Origin of the sequence: Corallococcus exiguus, from assembly GCF_009909105.1 — a bacterium.
GTDB classification, from domain to species: Bacteria; Myxococcota; Myxococcia; order Myxococcales; family Myxococcaceae; genus Corallococcus; species Corallococcus exiguus.
This window is the reverse complement of record NZ_JAAAPK010000004.1, coordinates 332,101-347,887: the sequence shown is the minus strand read 5'-3', so window position 1 is coordinate 347,887 and position 15,787 is coordinate 332,101. Positions and strand designations below refer to the sequence as shown.

The 15,787-nt window shown below is 71.3% G+C and carries 12 protein-coding genes; 3 read left to right on the top strand and 9 right to left on the bottom strand.

What is annotated here, in order from left to right; genetic code table 11:
• Positions 1-933 (bottom strand): sigma-70 family RNA polymerase sigma factor, encoded by a 933-nt coding sequence (locus GTZ93_RS17590; protein ID WP_139915566.1) that lies wholly within the window; start codon positions 931-933, stop codon positions 1-3.
• A 128-nt stretch (positions 934-1,061) separates the two neighbouring features.
• On the opposite strand from GTZ93_RS17590, the gene GTZ93_RS17585 reads away from it, so the two are divergent.
• The gene (locus GTZ93_RS17585; RefSeq protein WP_139915567.1) at positions 1,062-4,991 is read left to right on the top strand and encodes a bifunctional serine/threonine-protein kinase/formylglycine-generating enzyme family protein; all 3,930 of its coding nucleotides are present in this window, start codon (positions 1,062-1,064) and stop codon (positions 4,989-4,991) included.
• 9 nt (positions 4,992-5,000) lie between these two features.
• On the opposite strand, the gene GTZ93_RS17580 is transcribed toward GTZ93_RS17585, so the two are convergent.
• Together GTZ93_RS17580 and GTZ93_RS17575 are read right to left on the bottom strand one after the other, a co-directional pair.
• Positions 5,001-5,519: a GNAT family N-acetyltransferase gene (locus GTZ93_RS17580; RefSeq protein WP_139915568.1), complete on the bottom strand. Its 519-nt coding sequence runs from the start codon at positions 5,517-5,519 to the stop codon at positions 5,001-5,003.
• A 10-nt stretch (positions 5,520-5,529) separates the two neighbouring features.
• Complete coding sequence (locus GTZ93_RS17575) at positions 5,530-6,570, bottom strand: hypothetical protein (protein WP_139915569.1); 1,041 nt, start codon at positions 6,568-6,570, stop codon at positions 5,530-5,532.
• Between the two features lie 146 nt (positions 6,571-6,716).
• Between GTZ93_RS17575 and GTZ93_RS17570 the strand changes: the two genes are divergently transcribed.
• Positions 6,717-7,007, top strand: a complete 291-nt coding sequence (locus GTZ93_RS17570) for a hypothetical protein (RefSeq protein ID WP_139915570.1) — start codon at positions 6,717-6,719, stop codon at positions 7,005-7,007.
• 55 nt (positions 7,008-7,062) lie between these two features.
• Here GTZ93_RS17570 and GTZ93_RS17565 read toward each other — a convergent pair whose 3' ends face one another.
• From GTZ93_RS17565 to GTZ93_RS17555, 3 genes are read right to left on the bottom strand one after another with little or no spacing between them, the layout of a single operon-like run.
• A complete protein-coding gene (locus GTZ93_RS17565; RefSeq protein WP_139915571.1) occupies positions 7,063-8,571 on the bottom strand; it encodes a putative metal-binding motif-containing protein in 1,509 nt (502 codons plus the stop codon).
• Positions 8,572-8,582: 11 nt separating this feature from the next.
• Positions 8,583-10,103 carry a putative metal-binding motif-containing protein gene (locus GTZ93_RS17560; protein ID WP_139915572.1) on the bottom strand — a complete coding sequence of 507 codons (1,521 nt, stop codon included), beginning with the start codon at positions 10,101-10,103 and terminating at the stop codon, positions 8,583-8,585.
• Positions 10,104-10,155: 52 nt separating this feature from the next.
• Positions 10,156-11,082, bottom strand: a complete 927-nt coding sequence (locus tag GTZ93_RS17555; protein ID WP_139915573.1) for an RluA family pseudouridine synthase — start codon at positions 11,080-11,082, stop codon at positions 10,156-10,158.
• Between the two features lie 99 nt (positions 11,083-11,181).
• On the opposite strand from GTZ93_RS17555, the gene GTZ93_RS17550 reads away from it, so the two are divergent.
• On the top strand, positions 11,182-12,417 hold the full coding sequence (locus tag GTZ93_RS17550; protein ID WP_139915574.1) for an MFS transporter: 1,236 nt from the start codon (positions 11,182-11,184) through the stop codon (positions 12,415-12,417).
• Positions 12,418-12,421: 4 nt separating this feature from the next.
• On the opposite strand, the gene GTZ93_RS17545 is transcribed toward GTZ93_RS17550, so the two are convergent.
• Genes GTZ93_RS17545 through GTZ93_RS17535 form a run of 3 tightly spaced genes read right to left on the bottom strand, consistent with a single transcriptional unit; the run spans position 12,422 to position 15,127 of the window.
• Complete coding sequence (locus GTZ93_RS17545) at positions 12,422-13,498, bottom strand: M20/M25/M40 family metallo-hydrolase (protein WP_120577830.1); 1,077 nt, start codon at positions 13,496-13,498, stop codon at positions 12,422-12,424.
• Entirely contained in the window at positions 13,485-14,354 is an 870-nt protein-coding gene (locus GTZ93_RS17540) for a [LysW]-aminoadipate kinase (RefSeq protein WP_139915575.1), read from the bottom strand. Before GTZ93_RS17540 ends, GTZ93_RS17545 begins: the two co-directional genes overlap by 14 nt.
• Positions 14,351-15,127, bottom strand: coding sequence for an SDR family NAD(P)-dependent oxidoreductase (locus GTZ93_RS17535; RefSeq protein ID WP_139915576.1), 777 nt, complete (start codon positions 15,125-15,127; stop codon positions 14,351-14,353). The genes GTZ93_RS17540 and GTZ93_RS17535 overlap by 4 nt, the downstream gene beginning before the upstream one ends.
• Positions 15,128-15,787: the final 660 nt, after the last annotated feature.

Here is a 15,787-nt window from a genome sequence, read left to right as displayed (position 1 = left end):
TCAGCCTTCCGACGTGGGCTCGCGCTTCTCGTCGAGGAGCTGGCTGAGGGTCAGGTCCAGCTGGCTGTCCACGAAGGCGATGAAGCTCTGGAAGTCCTCCGTGGAGAGGCCCAGCTGTTCCTGCAGACGGCGCCGGGTCTCCGTGTAGACCTGCTGCTGCACCCGCTTCAGCCAGCGGGAGATGGTGGACTGGTTGACGCGGAAGAGCGGCGCCATCTCATAGGTGGAGAGCCGGTCGGCGAAGTGGAGGCGGAGCAGATGGCGGTCCTCGGCCGACAGCGTGGCAGCGGCTTCCCGCACGGCCTGACGGAAGGCCGCGTGGTGGCGGCGCTTCATCACGTCCAGCTCCGGATCCAGGCCCTGCGCGGGCAGCGCCTTGAACAGCTCCTCCGCGTCGTCCCCCGTGGAAGGCTTCTCCTGTCCACGCAGCTTGTTGGTGATGCGGCTGGCGATGACGACCACCCAGCTCAAGAGGCCGCCACGCCCCGTGTAGTCCGCGATGGCGGGCGTGTGGCCCGTGTTGGCCACCAGGAGCTTCACGCCCACGCGCTGGCGGACCTCGTCGATCATCGAGTCGGGTTGGCGGAGGCTCCGCAGCCGCTCCGGCAGCCGGGCCAGGTAGTGGCGTTCGAAGGCCTCCAGCGCCACGGAGTGGCCCTGGAGGCACGCGCACGCCAGGTACAACTCCGGCAGGGACAGGGCGGAGACGAGCGGCGCGACGGGCGCGGTGGGGCTCGCCGGGGGAATCCGCTCCGCGACGTGGGTCACGAAGCGCTCGGCGGGCAGCGGAATGCCGGGCCAGCGGGCCTGCGCGTCCTCCCAGGCGTGCGTCAGCAGGGCGTCGAGTTCCGCGAGCGCTTCCGGCGAGGGGGCCACGAAGCGCGTCTTCGTGTGCGAGAGGAAGGTCGTGGCCAGTGCGGACACCTGGGACATGGCAACGCCATACCATGCCGCGCCCCGACCCGCCCCCCACGCGCGTCGCGCGCACGGTGCGGGGGGGCGTGTCCGCGTGTGTCATTGAACGCCGCGCGCCACGTGGCTAGCGTGAAGGTTCCCACTCCGTGAACGCGCCCCCTTCCAGCTGTCTGACCGACGACATCCTGGTCCAGCTCCTGGAGGATCAGCTGACGGACGAGGCGCTGGCGCAGGTGCACCGCCACGCCGCGGGGTGCAACGAGTGCCGGAGCATGCTGGCCACGCTCACGCCCGGCATCCAGCGCTCGTCCGTGGAGGACCCGGAGCCCTCGGACGAGAGGGAGACGGACCGGCTGCCGCCGCCGGAGCCGGAGCCCTGGACGCCGCCGCCGTCGTTCGATGCGTTCCGCCTGGAGCGCCCGCTGGGCCGGGGCGGGATGGGCATCGTCTACCTGGCGCACGACACGTCACTGGACCGGCGCGTGGCGGTGAAGTTCATGGCGGCGACGCAGCCGGATGAACGCTTCCGCGACCTGTTCACCACGGAGGCCCGGGCGCTCGCGCGGTTGCAACACACGAACATCGTCAGCGTGTTCAGCGTGGGCGCGGTGGACGGCCATCCGTACATCGTCTCCGAGTACGTCGTCGGCGAGACGCTCGCGGAGCTGCCCCTGCCGGTGCCGTGGCGCCGGGTGCTGTCCCTGGGCGTGGGCCTGGCGCGGGGGTTGGCGGCGGCGCACCGCCAGGGCGTCCTGCACCGCGACCTCAAGCCCTCCAACGCGCTCGTCACGCGCGAAGGCGAGGTGAAGCTGCTCGACTTCGGCCTCGCCGAGCGCGTGGAGGTGGGCGCGGAGCTGGCGTCCGGCTCGCCGCTGCTCGTGGGCACCCTGCCCTACCTGGCGCCGGAGGTGCTCACCGGAGGCCCGGCGTCCGCCCGCAGCGACCTGTATGCGCTGGGCCTCATCCTCCATGAGCTGTGCACGGGTCAGGTGCCCCGCCGCGCCTCGCGAAGGCCCGAGGACACCCCGACCCGCGCCGCGCTGGGCACGGAGGTGGACCCCGACTTCGCCGCCCTCATCCAGCGCTGTCTCGCGGTGGATCCGCTGGAGCGCTTCGGTTCGGCGGAGGCGCTGAGCGAATCACTGGAGCAGTTGGAGCGCTCCATCGCGCCCGCGCCGCTGGCGGCCGGCAATCCCTATCGAGGGCTCGCGCCGTTCGCGGCCGAGCACCGGGCGCTCTTCTTCGGACGCGAGGGCGACATCCGCGCCGTGCTGGAGCGCCTGCGCACGCGGCCGCTGGTGCTCGTCGCTGGCGACTCCGGGACGGGCAAGTCCTCGCTGTGCCGCGCGGGCGTGCTGCCCCGGGTGGCGGCCGGAGACCTGGGCGACGGGCGCGAGCCGCACGTCGTCACGCTGTGGCCCGGCCATCGCCCGCTCGAAGCGCTGGCGGCGGCGCTCGCGCCGGTGTTGGGGCGAAGGGAGGCGGAGCTCGTCACCGCCCTCACGGACACGCCGGCCTGGCTGGGACAGGCGCTGCGCGAGACGCATGGACGCGGGCGGGGGCTGCTGCTCTTCGTCGACCAGTTGGAGGAGCTGCTCACCCTTGCCGACCCCGGCCAGGCGGCGCACTTCGCCCGACTCCTGGGAGAGCTGGCACTGCCGTCGCCCGGAGTGCACGTGCTGCTCGCGGTGCGGGGCGACTTCCTCACGCGCCTGTGCGCGCTCCCGGGCCTGGGGGAAGAGGCGGAGCGGGCGCTCTACATCCTCCGGCCCCTGTCACCCGAGGGCGTTCGCGAAGCCATCATCGGCCCGGCCCGTGCGCGAGGCGTGGCCTTCGAGTCGCCAGAGCTGGTGCGGACGCTCGTCGACTCCACCGCGCATGGCGTGGGCAGCCTCCCGCTGCTCCAGTTCGCGCTCGCCGAGCTGTGGGAGCGCCGCGACGCCGCCCGGGGCCGCATCACGCGCTCGGCGCTGGAGGCGATGGGCGGCGTGGCCGGAGCGCTGTCCCGGCATGCGGACGGCGTGCTCGCGCGCATGAGCTCCGCGGAGCATGCGGCGGCGAGGCGGCTGTTGCTCCAACTGGTGACGGCGGAGGGCACGCGCATCGAGCGCAGCGCGGAGGACCTCGCGGACGCCTCGGATGACATCTCCCGCGCGGCGCTGCGTGTGCTCGTCGAAGGCCGGCTGTTGCACACGCGCACGGTGAGCGACCTGCCGCGCTGGGAGATTGCCCACGAGTCGCTCATCGCGAGCTGGGGCACGCTGCGCGACTGGCTGGACGACGACATCGGGCACCGCGTGCTGCGCAAGCGCGTGGAGGCGGCCAGCGCGGAGTGGGACCGCCTGCGCCGCTCCAGCGAGGCCCTCTGGGGTCAGCGCCAGTTGGATGAGGTGCGGGTGCTGGAGCCCGTCACCCTGGGCGCCCGGGAGCAGGCCTTCCTCCGGGCATCCCACCGGGCCGTGCGCCGCGCGCGCTGGGGACGGGGCCTCACCGCGCTCGTGCTCGCGCTCGCCGTCCTCGCGTCCTACGTCGGCCTCCGGCTCCAGGCGTACCTGGAGGACTCGCGCTTCATCGCCGCGGAGCTGGGCACCGCGAAGGAAGCGCTGGCCTCGGGCCGCACCCTCGCCGCGAGGGCGCTCGCGAACCGCGTGGAGTCGCTGGCCATGTTCGACGGCCGGCCCCCCTCCTCGCTGGGCCCGGAGACCGCGACGGATGCCACGGGCCTGCGCAGCGCCGCGGAGAAGCGCTGGACGGAGACGCTCGCCCTGCGCGACCAGGCGGAGGCCGCCTTCACCCGCGCCAGCCGGAGCCTGGAGCGAGGCCTGGACCGCGACCGCCACCATCTCGACACGCGCCGGCTCATCGCGCAGGTCCTGGCCGAGCGCGTCCTCCTCGCGGAAGCGTTCCACCAGCGCCACGAGCGCGACGCGTGGCTCCAGCGCCTGGAGCAGGAGGTGGACTCAGCGAAAGAGGGCGAGGCCTCCCTGCGGCGGTTCCGCGAGCCCGCGGAGCTGATGGTCGAAAGCACTCCACCAGGGGCCCGCGTGTCCATCACGCGCGTCCTCCGGAGCGACGGGCCGTTCCGCCGCGAAGCCGCTCCGGACACCGGAGGCTCACGCTTCGTCCTCCCGGAAGGTTCCTACCAGCTCCACGTCACGCAGCCGGGACGGGTGCCCCTGGACGTTCCGGTGTTCCTCACGCACGGCGAGCGTGAAGCCTTGCGCCTCACGCTCCCCACCCAGGTGCCCGAAGGCTACGTCTACATCCCGCCGGGCTGCTTCCTGCTGGGCAGCGCCGAGCCGGAGGTGGTGCGCCGCTTCACCTTCAGCCCGCCCATGCATCGCTACTGCCTCACCGGCGGCTATCTGGTGGGCCGCGACGAGGTGACGTTCGGAGACTGGCTGACCTACCTGGAAGACCTGCCACCGGACGCGCCCGCGAGGCGAATCCTCGAACAGCCGCACTTCGGCGACGGTGGCACCATCACGCTGCGGTGGCGTCAGGGCACGGGCTGGGTCTTCACCTTCCACCGCACCCGCGAGGAGTTCCGCACCGCGAAGGAAGGCGAGCCCCTGCTCTACGCGGAGCGCACGCGGCACGCGAGCGTCGACTGGAAGCAGCTGCCGCTGTCCGGCGTCTCCGCGCAGGACCTGGAGGGCTACTTCTACTGGCTCCACCGGACGAAGCGGCTGCCGGGAGCGCGCCTGTGCGGCCAGCACGAATGGGAATACGCGGCCCGGGGCGCGGACGGCCGCCGCTATCCCCACGGCGACCAGCTCCAGCCCGACGACGCCAACATCGACGCGACGTATGACCGGCGGCCGTTGGCCTTTGGCCCGGACGCGGTGGGGACGCATCCCGCGTCGGTGAGTCCGTTCGGCCTGCGGGACCTGGCGGGCAACGCCTACGAGCTCACGCGCTCCGTGACGCCGGAGTTCGGCAGCGTCGTGCTCCGGGGAGGCTCCTGGTATTACGACTCGTTCGTCGCGGCGAGCGCCGACCTGTCCCCCGGTGACGCGACCGCGCGGGACGTCCGCATCGGCGTGCGCGTCTGTGCTTCGTTCGACCCGCGCTGAAAGAGCTGCTCAGCCAATCACATACACGCGGTTCGGGATGCCGTCCTCGGTAACGTGGCGGTCCAGGCGCATCCCCAGCCGCTCCGCCACGCGGAGGGACGCGGTGTTCTCCGGGTGGATGATGGCCACCAGGGGAACCCGCGGCAGGTGACGGGCCGCCAGCGCCAGCGCGACGCGGGACGCCTCCGTGGCGTACCCGGAGCCCCAGGTCTCGGGCGTGAAGCGGTAGGCCAGGTTGAGCACGCGCTGGCCCTCCAGCTCCTTGTGGCGCAGGCCGCTCAGGCCCACGACGACGCCGGGCGCGTCCAGCCGCTCCACCAGCCAGTACCCCACGCCGTCGCGCGCCCAGTCCTCCAGCCAGATGCCCATGATCCGCCGCGCGTCGTCCAGCGTCTGCATGTAGCCGCGGCGGCTGAACCGGTTCGTCGTCGGATCCGAGTGGAGGGCGAAGACCGCGTCCAGGTCGTTTTCGCGAACAGCGCGGAGCAACAGCCGGTCGGTGGTCGTGCGTTCGAAGTGTTGAAACATGCCGGACAGCTTACGTGAACCCATCCCAGTCGATGTCGTCCGGAAGCGGGGACGGCGCACCTCGGCGCCGGGCGGAGACCTCCTCGCGCCAGGCAGCCCGCCCGCCCGGGAGCGGCCAGGAGCGCGAGACGGTTCCCCTGGGGTCGGGGGTGAAGTTGAGCAGGAGCATGCGGTTGACGCGGTCGACGGTCTCCGGCGTCGCGCCCGCGCGCAGCTGGAACTCCGCGCTGAACAGGGCGCCCTCCTCGCGGACGGAGCTCGCGGCACGCGGCGGGGTGACGAAGGGCCACAAGCCCAGCAGCGGAGGCTCCACGCCTTCGAGCAGCGCCGCTTGCAGCCGGTCATGGCCATCCAGCACCAGCCACTTCGCCAGGATGTCCACGTAGAGCAGCAGCACGGGCGGCAACGTCCCGTCCCGTGCGCGCTTGCGCCAGCTCTTCACGCGTCCATCCTCGGCTGAAGAGGGCGCGCGCAGTCCGAGCACGACACCCGGAGTGTGTTCGGTCCGCGCGTCCCACCAGTCCTCATTCCAGGCGTGGAGGAACCGAGTCACGGCGGACAGTGAGTGCGGCGGCATCGGCGGCTGACCGAAGCCCCATTCCATGGGCGAGACAGGATGCCGCTCCGACTTCTCCGCAGCGATGGCGCGCACGGGGCGCAGACACCAGGACCCGGAGTGGAGCACCGACAAAGGGGCCTCCACGAGCGCACGCGCCACCCGCCACTCCCAGGCCTCCCACCAGGGCCCGGTGCCTGGCGCGGCCTCCACGGTCCGGACCTCGGGCGCGGACAGGGACGGCAGGACATGAGGGACGGGGGCTGTTCCCCGGAGGAACGCCGCGCGGTCCCAGTAGGAGTCGATGCGGGCCCAGAGCAGCGTCTGTCCCGCGCCGCGCAACCGGATGCGGTAGTCGGGAGCCGCCTCCAGATGCACGGAGGGACGCCGCGCCCAGCGGCCCGTGGCGGGGACGTGCAGCAGCAGGCCGGGGCCAGGGGTCTCCAACCCCCAGCTCCGGGTGTCATCGGCGACGATGGAGACTCCTGCGTTCATGCGCCGCGCTCCTCCAGATGCCCGGCTCACACGGGCCGCTGGAGCGTAACCGACCGCACGCCAGGCATGCGGCCGTGCACGAACGCCCGCCTCCCCCTGCCGTCTCGCGTGGGCGCACCCCACCTTGGGGCAGGAGGTGATGCGATATGGCGGACAGGATTCTTGAACAGCAGCATGAACACGAGCGGGAGCAGGAGCGCGAGCGGCTGCGCGAGCAGGAGCAGAAGGACCTGGAGGTGGAGTCGCATCGCGGCGCTCGCCCCCTGGAGGGCTTCGCTGGAGGCCACACCACGTGGACTGGCGACCAGGACGACGCTGCCGCCGCCCGCGTGCACGCCGGTGACGCCGAGGCCTCCTGGGAGGCCAGTGAGCGGCAGGCCCGTCTGGAGCCGCCCGAGCCCGACGCCGAGGACGACGTCGGCCTCCGCCGCGAATAGCCGCCCTCCGCGGGCTTCCACACCCCCAGCGCCAGCGCGCCGCGGACCGCCAGGGTCAGGGCGCGCAGTAGCGCACGGACTGGAGGGTATGGGTCGCTATCGGCGTGTTGGTGGCGGTCATCACGAGCGCCCCCATCCAGTGCCCGGGGAGTTCATGCATCCGCACCCATTGCGAGTGGCGGTGCAGGGGCATGGGGCCAGGTCCCGGGCTCCAGTCCGTCGCGATGCCGTTCGGTCCCAGGCCCCAGAACCGGCCTTCATAGTTGAAGAAAGAATCGTCCGTCTTCGCTGGCGACACAGAGTGCACGGCGAGCCAGGCCATCTGGAGACCGCGTGAAGTCATGGTGGCACCGAACCACGGCGTCTCTCCCTCGGTCGCGGTGGCGAGCGTTGCCGGAACGCCTCCAGTGAAGAGGGACCGGACCTGCTTGAGCTGTTGAGGACGGACCGACGTCTCACGATAGAGCAGCAGTGGCTCACCGGGGGTGCCACCTGCCCCCGGAGCCGCGCTCAGCAACAGGGCCGTGGGCGAATTCCCCACGTCCAGCGCTCGCTCCTCGCTCCTGACCGACAGCTCCGGGTCTTGATGCCAGAGCCGGATGCGTGACAGCGCCTCCGGACCGTGGTCCTCCACCACCATCACCAGGAACCCTCCATCCCCGAGCGCCAGCACGGCCGGAGTGGAGAGAACGACCTGTTCCTGCGTCCTGAAGAGGATCCAGGGTCCGCTCAACCGCTTTCCGTCCGCGTCCACGACCAGCCCCTGCGTCTCCCTGTAATCCTCCGTCCCCACGTTCCACACCACCGCGAGCCGCTGCCCGTCCAGGGACACGGCCACCCCCGCGTGGACCGGGAACTGGGGGTATTCGAGAATGACGACGCCTCCCGGAGGGCCCACGGGGTTGCCCTGCTCGTCGAGTTGAACGAGGCGTCCTTGCGAGACGGAGGACGGGCTCATGTACCGGCCCACATAGACAAGCGCCGGTCCGCGCGAGGTCCGAACCAGGCGGACCGACGTGACCGGATCAACGCCGGGCGCCACGGGCACCTGCGTCGTGGCTTGCAGCGCCAGGGATTCATCGAGACGACGAACCTGGACCGTGTCCTGTCCCGCCACGGACACCACGAGGGAGCCCCCTGTCACGGGCAGGCTGTCCACGAGGCTTCCGGTCGGGGGCGTCCCCAGGGGAGCGACCTCCGCCCAGGTGGCCGGATCCGCCACCCCGTCACAGTCATTGTCCAGACCGTCGCAGCGCGTCTCCGACGCCTCGTAGTCCGCGCCATAGGAGCGCGCGGTGCACACGGGCTCATAGGCGCCGTCCACCATCGCCCGCTTCGCCCCCGCGCACACGCCTTGGGTCTTCTCACAGGGCAGGGCTTCCGCCACGCCACTGTCCGGCGTGCCCGCGTCGTCCGTGACGCCTGCGTCGACGGTGACGCCAGCATCCATCTGGGTGCCGGAGTCCGGCATGGACTCGGGTGGCTTCGTGGACGAATCACAGCCCGCGAGCAGCAGGGCCATCACCAACGACACAGGTCCCAACGACATCATTCGCGAATGCATGGTCTCTCGGCTCAAGGAGCGCAGTAACGAAGCGAGTGGAGGGTGTAGGCCTCCGGTGGGACGGTCGTTGCGGTCATCAGGAGCGCTCCCATCCAGTGTCCGGGAAGCTCATGCATCAGTACCCACTCTCCATTGCGGTGGAGAGGCATGGGCGCGGGTCCGGGAGTCCAATCCGTCACGACGCCCGAAGGACTCATGCCCCAGAGCCGTCCTTCGTAGATGAAGCCCGAAGCCTGACCCGGAACGGGCACGTAGCCCATGGTGATCCAGGCCAACTGGAGCCCCCGTGAAGTCATCGTGGCGCCAAGCACGCTGGATTGGCTCCACGCCGTGGACGTCAGCGTCACGGGCGTGCCCCCCGCGAAGAGGTGCCGCACCTCATGGAGCCTGGGATTGTGCCCATCCGGTTCGCGGTAGAGCATCACCGGCTCTTCCCCACCCTCCTTCGCGGGCATCATCAGCAGCGTGGGAATGGCCCCGAACGCCACGGAGAGGCGACGCTCGTCTCCCACGAGTCGCAGCTCGCGGTCATGACGCCTCAACCGGATGCGCGTGTCATCGACCGTTTCCCCCTCGTCGTACGCCGTCACCAGGAAGTTCCCATCCCCCATGCCCATCACCCGCGGCGAGTGGAGGTTGGGTGAGTCCGACTGGAACAGCACCCGGGGTGGGGCCAGGACCAGGCCGGAGGGATCCACGAGCATGCCCTGCACCTCGCGGACACCGAGGATGGACGCGGACCAGACCACGGAGATCCGCTTCCCATCCACGGATGCTGCCACGCGCGCGGCCGGCTGGGTCGTGGGCTGCTCGAAAAGAACGACGCCTCCGGGAGAGCCGATGGGAGCGCCCTGCTCATCCAGCTGCACGAGGCGTCCCTCCGCGGTGGATCCCGTCTGGAAGTGCAGCGCGGTGAAGAAGAGGGCAGGCCCGCGTGAGGTCCGCACCAGTTGCACCTCCATCACGGGAGAGAAGCCTGGATCCAGCGGGATCATCGACGTGCCCTGGAGGTTCAGGGACGCATCGAACCGGAGCACCTGGATCCCCTCCGGGCTGTCGCTGTAGACCATCAGGAAGCCCCCCTCCACGGGCAGGCTGTCCACCGACCTCGCGTAAGGCGCCCACTTCATCGGAGCGACCTCTGTCCAGGTCGCCGGGTCCGTCACGCCGTCGCAGTCATTGTCCAGACCGTCGCAGCGCGTCTCCGTCGCCTCGTAGTCCGCGCCGTAGGAGCGCGCCGTGCACACGGGCTCATAGGCCCCGTCCACCATGGCGCGCCGGGCCCCCGCGCATACGCCCTGAGTCCGCTCGCAGGGCAGGGCTTCCGCCACGCCGCTGTCGGCCGTTCCCGCGTCGTCCGTGATGCCCGCGTCGCCGGTGGTGCCCGCATCCGTCCCGGCATCCACCTGCGTGCCGGCATCCTGCTCGGGGCCCGACGGGCTCGTGGATGAACCACAGCCCGAAACCAGCAGGGCCACCATCAACGACAGGCTTCCCCACAACCCGCCCCACGACGTCATCCGCGATTGCATGTTCCCCTCTTCGTGCTGCCCTGATCCGACAGGTCCCAGTGCCCAAACGGTATCACGCACCCCCGCGCAGCACCGTGAGCCCCCGCAGGAAGTCCTCCGGCAGCGGCGACTCCACCTGGATGAGCTGGCCCGTCGCGGAGGACGGCACTTCCAGCCGCCACGCGTGCAGGGCCTGCCGCCCCACCGCGAGCGCCGCCGGATGCTTGCGCGCCTCCTCCGAGCCGTAGAGCGAATCTCCCAGGACCGGGAACCCGGCCTCCGACAGCTGCACGCGGATCTGATGCGTGCGCCCCGTGTCCAGGTCGATGTCCAGGAGCGCTCCCTCCCGGAACCGCTCGCGCACCGTGAACGTCAGCGCTGCCCGGCGCGCGGAGGGCACACGGGTCGTGAAGCGGCGCGGATCCTTCGGGTCCCTCGCGTACGGTCCTTCCAGGTGCCCCGTGTCCGGCGGACGGCCCAGCACCAGCGTCTGGTAGCGCTTGTCCACGCGCTTCTCCTGGAACGCCTTCAGGAGCGCAGCCACCGCGTCATCCGTCCGGGCCAATGCCAGACATCCGCTCGTCTCGCGATCCAACCGGTGCACCACGCCCGGCTGGACCACGCCCTCCACGTCGAACGGCGGGCACCGCGCCGCGAGCAGCCCCACCACCGACGCCGCCCGCCCCTCCGGCTCCACCACCAGCCCCGGCGGTTTGGCCACGATGACGAGCGCCGCGTCGTCGTACAGCACCGGCAGCTCCGGGCCTTCCACTGAGGCATGAGGCGACGGCCGGGGCTCCGGCGTCTCCAGGGTGAGCTCCTCGCCGCCCCACAGCTTGCGCGTGGCCTGCGCCTTCTTGCCCCGGATGCGCACGCGCCCCGAGTCCAGCATCGCCCGGGCTCGCTCCGGCGTGAGGCCCGGGACGTGCTTCGTCAAGAACCGGTCGAGCCGCTCGCCGGCAATCTCCCGGGGAACCACGAGAACCTTGAGCCGCGTCATGTCTTTCCCCGTCTCCCAAGGCAGCCAGGGAGTCAACCACCGTGTAGGCGTGCGCCCACCGAGCATGCGTCAGGGACGCGCTGTAGAAAGAGTGTCTCCGTGGCCACCTCCCTGTTCTCCCGTTCGGGCTCCGCCCGGGCCCTGTCCCATCGCGACTTCACCCTTCTCTGGTTGGGCACGCTCGTGTCCAACATCGGCACGTGGATGGAATCCGTGGCCCTGGGGGTCTACGTCACGCAGGTGACGGGCCAGGCCGCATGGACGGGCGGAGTCGCCGCGCTGACGCACCTGCCTTCGTTGGTGCTCGCGCCCCTGGGAGGCGCGCTCGCGGACCGCTTCGACCGGCGCACCTTCATGGCCGTGTGCGTGTGCATGCAGGCGCTGCTGGCCGCGCTGCTCACGGTGCTGGCCGGCACGGACAACCTGTCGGTGCCGTGGGTGGCGGTCCTCTCGCTGCTCAACGGCGCGTTCAGCACGCTGGTCATCCCGTGCGCCACGGCGCTCACCGTGGCGGTGGTGCCCTCGGAGGACCTGCACAACGCGCTCAGCCTGGACTCGGCGCAGTTCAACCTGGGCCGCATCATCGGGCCCGTGCTGGCCGCGCTCGTGCTGACGAAGGTGGGCATCGAGGGGGCGCTGTTCGTCAACACGCTGTCCTTCCTCGCCGTGCTGCTGGCGCTCGCGGGGATGCGCGGCGCGGCGAGCACCCTGCCTCCGAAGGTGGAGGCGCTGTGGGACGGCATCATGCGGGGCGTGAGGCTGGCGTGGACGGATCCAGGCATCGCGCTCGCGCTGGGCTCCGGGGCGTTGGTGGGGCTGCTCATCTCGCCCTTCGTGGGCCTGGTGCCGGTGTTCGCGCTGAAGGTGCTGGGTGGGGACGCGACCACCACGTCCATGCTGCTCACGGCGCAGGGAACGGGCGCGGTCATCGCGGCGTTCGGCTCCGGAGCCCTCGTCGCGAGGATGGGGCGGCAGGCCTTCCTGGAGGCGGCGCTGCTGCTCGTGGGGCTGTGCTCCGCCGCGTACTGGCTGTCCCCTTCGCTGCCGGTGGCCCTGGTGACGCTGTTCATCCTGGGCGCGGTGTACCTGGTCGCCTTCACGGGCCTGAAGACGGTGTGCCAGGCGCGCACGCCGCCGGAGCTGCAGGCGCGCGTGAGCAGCCTGTTCCTGCTCCTCGTGAACGCAGGCTACATCCTGGGCGTCTGGGGACAGGGCGCGCTGTCGGACCACGTGGGCGTGCGGCCCATCACCGCGGGCTGTGCCCTGCTCTTCTTCGGCATCGTGGTGGGGATGCGGACCCTGCGCGCCCGGGGTCTGGCCGCGCTGGGCACCTGAGCCTTCAGCCTCCCGAGGTCCCCTTCACCGGAAGGAGCGCCAGCACGCGCGCGAGCACCGCGACACCTTCCTCGTACTCCGGCAGGTCGATGTGCTCGTTCGGCGTGTGGTCCAACGCCGCGTCGCCGGGGCCATACGCCACCGTGGGCACGGCCCACGTGGAGGCCACGGTGTTCCAGTCGGACGTGCCCGTCTTCAGGCGCAGCGTGGGCTTCACGCCGCGCTCGCGGATGGCCTGCTTGAAGACGCGGGAGAGCGCGTCGTTCCCGTTCGTGGACACAGCGTTCTTCCGAGCCACGGTGCGCACCGTCACGGTGGGCACGGTGGCCAGCGCCGCGAGCAGTGCCTCGGTGTCCGTGGACGGGCCGGTGCGGATGCTCACAGCGGCCGTGGCCCATTCCTCCGTCTCCGTGGCGCCGGTGTGGAAGGCGTTGAGGGAGGGAAGGTTCTGCTCAAAGAGGGACGGGCGCTCGCGGTTCCAGTCGTCACACAGGCGTTTGAGTGCGTTCCACGCATCGATGACGTGCTCGGCGGCGGCGCGGTAGTCGCGGCTCGCGGTGTGGCGGCGGCTGGCGCGGTGCTCCAGGTCCAGGCGCAGCAGTCCCTTGTAGCCGATGGTCACCGCGTGCGCGCCGCTGGGCTCGCCGTTGATGACGAAGTCCGGGGCGTACTGGTCGCGCACATGAAGGGCGCCGCGAGTGATGGCGACCTCCTCCTCCACGCAGCCCAGGAGCAGGAACTGCTTGCCGGCGCGCTCCGAGTCGTCCAGCAGCTCCACTGCTTCAATGAACGCGCACAGCGGGCCCTTCGCGTCCACAGCGCCCCGGCCGTAGAGCTTCTGTCCCTCCAGCCGCACGGGCACTTCGCCGGGCACGGTGTCGATGTGGCCCAGGAACGCGATGACGGTGTCCCCGTCCCCGTAGCGAGCGACGGCGTTGCCCACGGCGTCGGTGTGCGCCCGCCAGCCGCGCGTGCCCAGCCGCTCCACCAGCGCTCCAGCGAAGGAGGCCTCCTGGTGGCTGGGGCTGTACTGCTCCACCATCCACCGCAACAAGTCGACGCCTGGCTCACGCGCCCGCATCCGCTCTGCCTCCATCGCGAAGGGTGAACTTCGTGCCGCCCGCCTCCTCCAGCGCGGAGAACACCGGCCGCGCCACGCGTGACGCGCTCACGTACGCGGAAGGGACTCCGCCCTGCAGCGCCCGGCGCACGGCCTCCAGCTTGTAGCGCATGCGTCCGCCCGCCAGCGGCATGCAGCCCTCCACGTCGTCGCTGGAGCGCACCAGCGAAGCGGGGTCCTTCGGATCCGCGAGCAGCCCCGGCACGTTGGAGAGGATGACCAGGGCCTTCGCGCCCAGCGCCGCCGAGATGGACGACGCCACATGGTCCGCGTCCACGTTCACGAGCACGCCGTCCTCCGTCACCGCGGGAGGACACACGACGGGCACATAGCCTCCATCCAGCAGCGTGCCCAGGAGCGCCGCGTTCACCGAGGACACCTCACCGGCCAGATGTTCGCGGTCGATGCGCATCCGCCCGTCGGCGCCCTGCAACTTGAGCGGAGGCCGACGACGCGCGGTGAGCACGCGGCCGTCCGCACCGCACAGGCCCAGCGCGGTGACGCCCTTCACGAGCAGCGCCAGCACCACGGCCTTGTTGACCTCGCCCACCCACGCCATGGTGAGCGCGCGCAGCGTGGGCGCGTAGGTGAGGCGCACGACGTTGCCGTTCGCGGTGGTGGCCTCCGGGCGCGCCATGCCCAGCGAGCCCAGGAGCCGCTCACCCGCCTCCGAGCCTCCGTTGACGACGACGACGCGTTCACCCTGGCGGGCGAGCTCCACGATGTCCGAGCAGACGTTCTCCAGGTCCACGCCCGCCGCGCCGCCAATCTTCACGACGACGGGACGGCGGGGCGAGGCGTCGGGGGTGGCGCTCATCCGATGACGCTCGCGCCACCGTCCACGAGTTGCACGGTGCCGGTGATGAAGGAAGCGCGCTCACTGGCGAGGAACACGGCCGCCGCGGCGAACTCCTCCGGGAGCCCCACGCGCTTGAGCGGGATGTGCGCGCCCATGGCACGAAGGCCTGCCTCCACGTCACCCGCATTACCCGCGGTGCGCTCCACCGGAGGCGTGCGCATGTAGCCCGGCGCCAGCACGTTGACGGTGATGCCGGCGTCACCCAACTCCTGCACCAGCGCGGCGGAGAAGCCGACGATGCCCATGCGAGCGAAGCCGGACAGCGCGAAGCGGGCCACCGGCCGGTGCACCGTCTCCGAGGTGATGAACAGCAGGCGTCCCCATCCGGCCTTCTTCAGGTGCGGGAGCGCCGCGAGCGCCAGGGAGATGGGCGGAAGCAGCACCGCGTCCGAAGCGCTCCGGTACGCATCCACGCCGAAGGTGGAGGCCGCACCCGGAGGAGGACCGCCACTGTTGGTGACGACGACGTGCAGCGCGCCCAGCTTCGCCACCACATCATCCACCCAGCGGCGCACGTCCGCGTCGTCCTTCACATCCACGCGAGTCGCCAGCACCCGGCCGCCCCGGGCCACGGACTTGAGCCGAGCCTCCGCCTGGGCCAGACGGTCCGTGTCCCGAGCACCGATGGCGACATGCGCGCCCTCCTTCGCCAGTTCCTCCGCGACAGAGAGCCCCAGGCCGCTGGAGCCACCAGCGACGAGCGCGACCTTGTTGGCGAGTCCCAGTTCCATCCGCGTCCCTCCAGAAGTTGGCGCACGGCCGCCGCCGAACGAGCACACCGCACGTCACTGAACCGCACCTGCGCGGGTCGAGGCATTCCAACCCAGCCCCGCCCGACATCCGCTCCGCCGACCGCACCACGACCCGCCCCCGCCGAACCCCGCCCGGCACACGTCATCTCCGACCAGGCCCCGCGCCGACGACTGACCCGTCGCGGCAGGCCCAGACACTATCCCTGCCACTTCGAGCCGGACGGAGCCAGGTTGAGGGAGCCCTCTCCCCACCCCTGCCCGGCCGTCCCTCGTGAGCCCGCCCGCGCCGACGTACGGCCCGCCAGCCTCCCGGACAGCCCTGCGCTCCTCCCGCCCGGCTCAGCCCAAACCTGCCCGACTGTCCGACAAGAGTCCGCGGCCCGGCAGGAGCGGGCAGCCCCTCCAGCGACGGCGTTCCAAAACCGGTCCGACTGTCCGACAGGTTTCGGCGGCCCAGATGAACCAGCAGCCTCCCGGCCGCGGTGCGCCAAAATCGGTCCGACTGTCCGACCGGTTCCGTGCCCCAGATGGACCGATGGCCCCCCGGCTGCGGTGCGCCAGAACCTGTCCGACTGTCCGACAGGTTTTCCGCTGCCCGGATGAACCGGCAGCCTCCAGCCACGGTTCTCCACGACCTGT

What these genes read in the sequence shown, in the direction of transcription:
- GTZ93_RS17590 (WP_139915566.1), bottom strand. Translation starts at nt 933, where the DNA reads ATGTCCCAGGTGTCCGCACTGGCCACGACCTTCCTCTCGCACACGAAG.
- GTZ93_RS17580 (WP_139915568.1), bottom strand. Translation starts at nt 5,519, where the DNA reads ATGTTTCAACACTTCGAACGCACGACCACCGACCGGCTGTTGCTCCGC.
- GTZ93_RS17575 (WP_139915569.1), bottom strand. Translation starts at nt 6,570, where the DNA reads ATGAACGCAGGAGTCTCCATCGTCGCCGATGACACCCGGAGCTGGGGG.
- GTZ93_RS17570 (WP_139915570.1), top strand. Translation starts at nt 6,717, where the DNA reads ATGGCGGACAGGATTCTTGAACAGCAGCATGAACACGAGCGGGAGCAG.
- GTZ93_RS17565 (WP_139915571.1), bottom strand. Translation starts at nt 8,571, where the DNA reads ATGCATTCGCGAATGATGTCGTTGGGACCTGTGTCGTTGGTGATGGCC.
- GTZ93_RS17560 (WP_139915572.1), bottom strand. Translation starts at nt 10,103, where the DNA reads ATGCAATCGCGGATGACGTCGTGGGGCGGGTTGTGGGGAAGCCTGTCG.
- GTZ93_RS17555 (WP_139915573.1), bottom strand. Translation starts at nt 11,082, where the DNA reads ATGACGCGGCTCAAGGTTCTCGTGGTTCCCCGGGAGATTGCCGGCGAG.
- GTZ93_RS17545 (WP_120577830.1), bottom strand. Translation starts at nt 13,498, where the DNA reads ATGCGGGCGCGTGAGCCAGGCGTCGACTTGTTGCGGTGGATGGTGGAG.
- GTZ93_RS17540 (WP_139915575.1), bottom strand. Translation starts at nt 14,354, where the DNA reads ATGAGCGCCACCCCCGACGCCTCGCCCCGCCGTCCCGTCGTCGTGAAG.
- GTZ93_RS17535 (WP_139915576.1), bottom strand. Translation starts at nt 15,127, where the DNA reads ATGGAACTGGGACTCGCCAACAAGGTCGCGCTCGTCGCTGGTGGCTCC.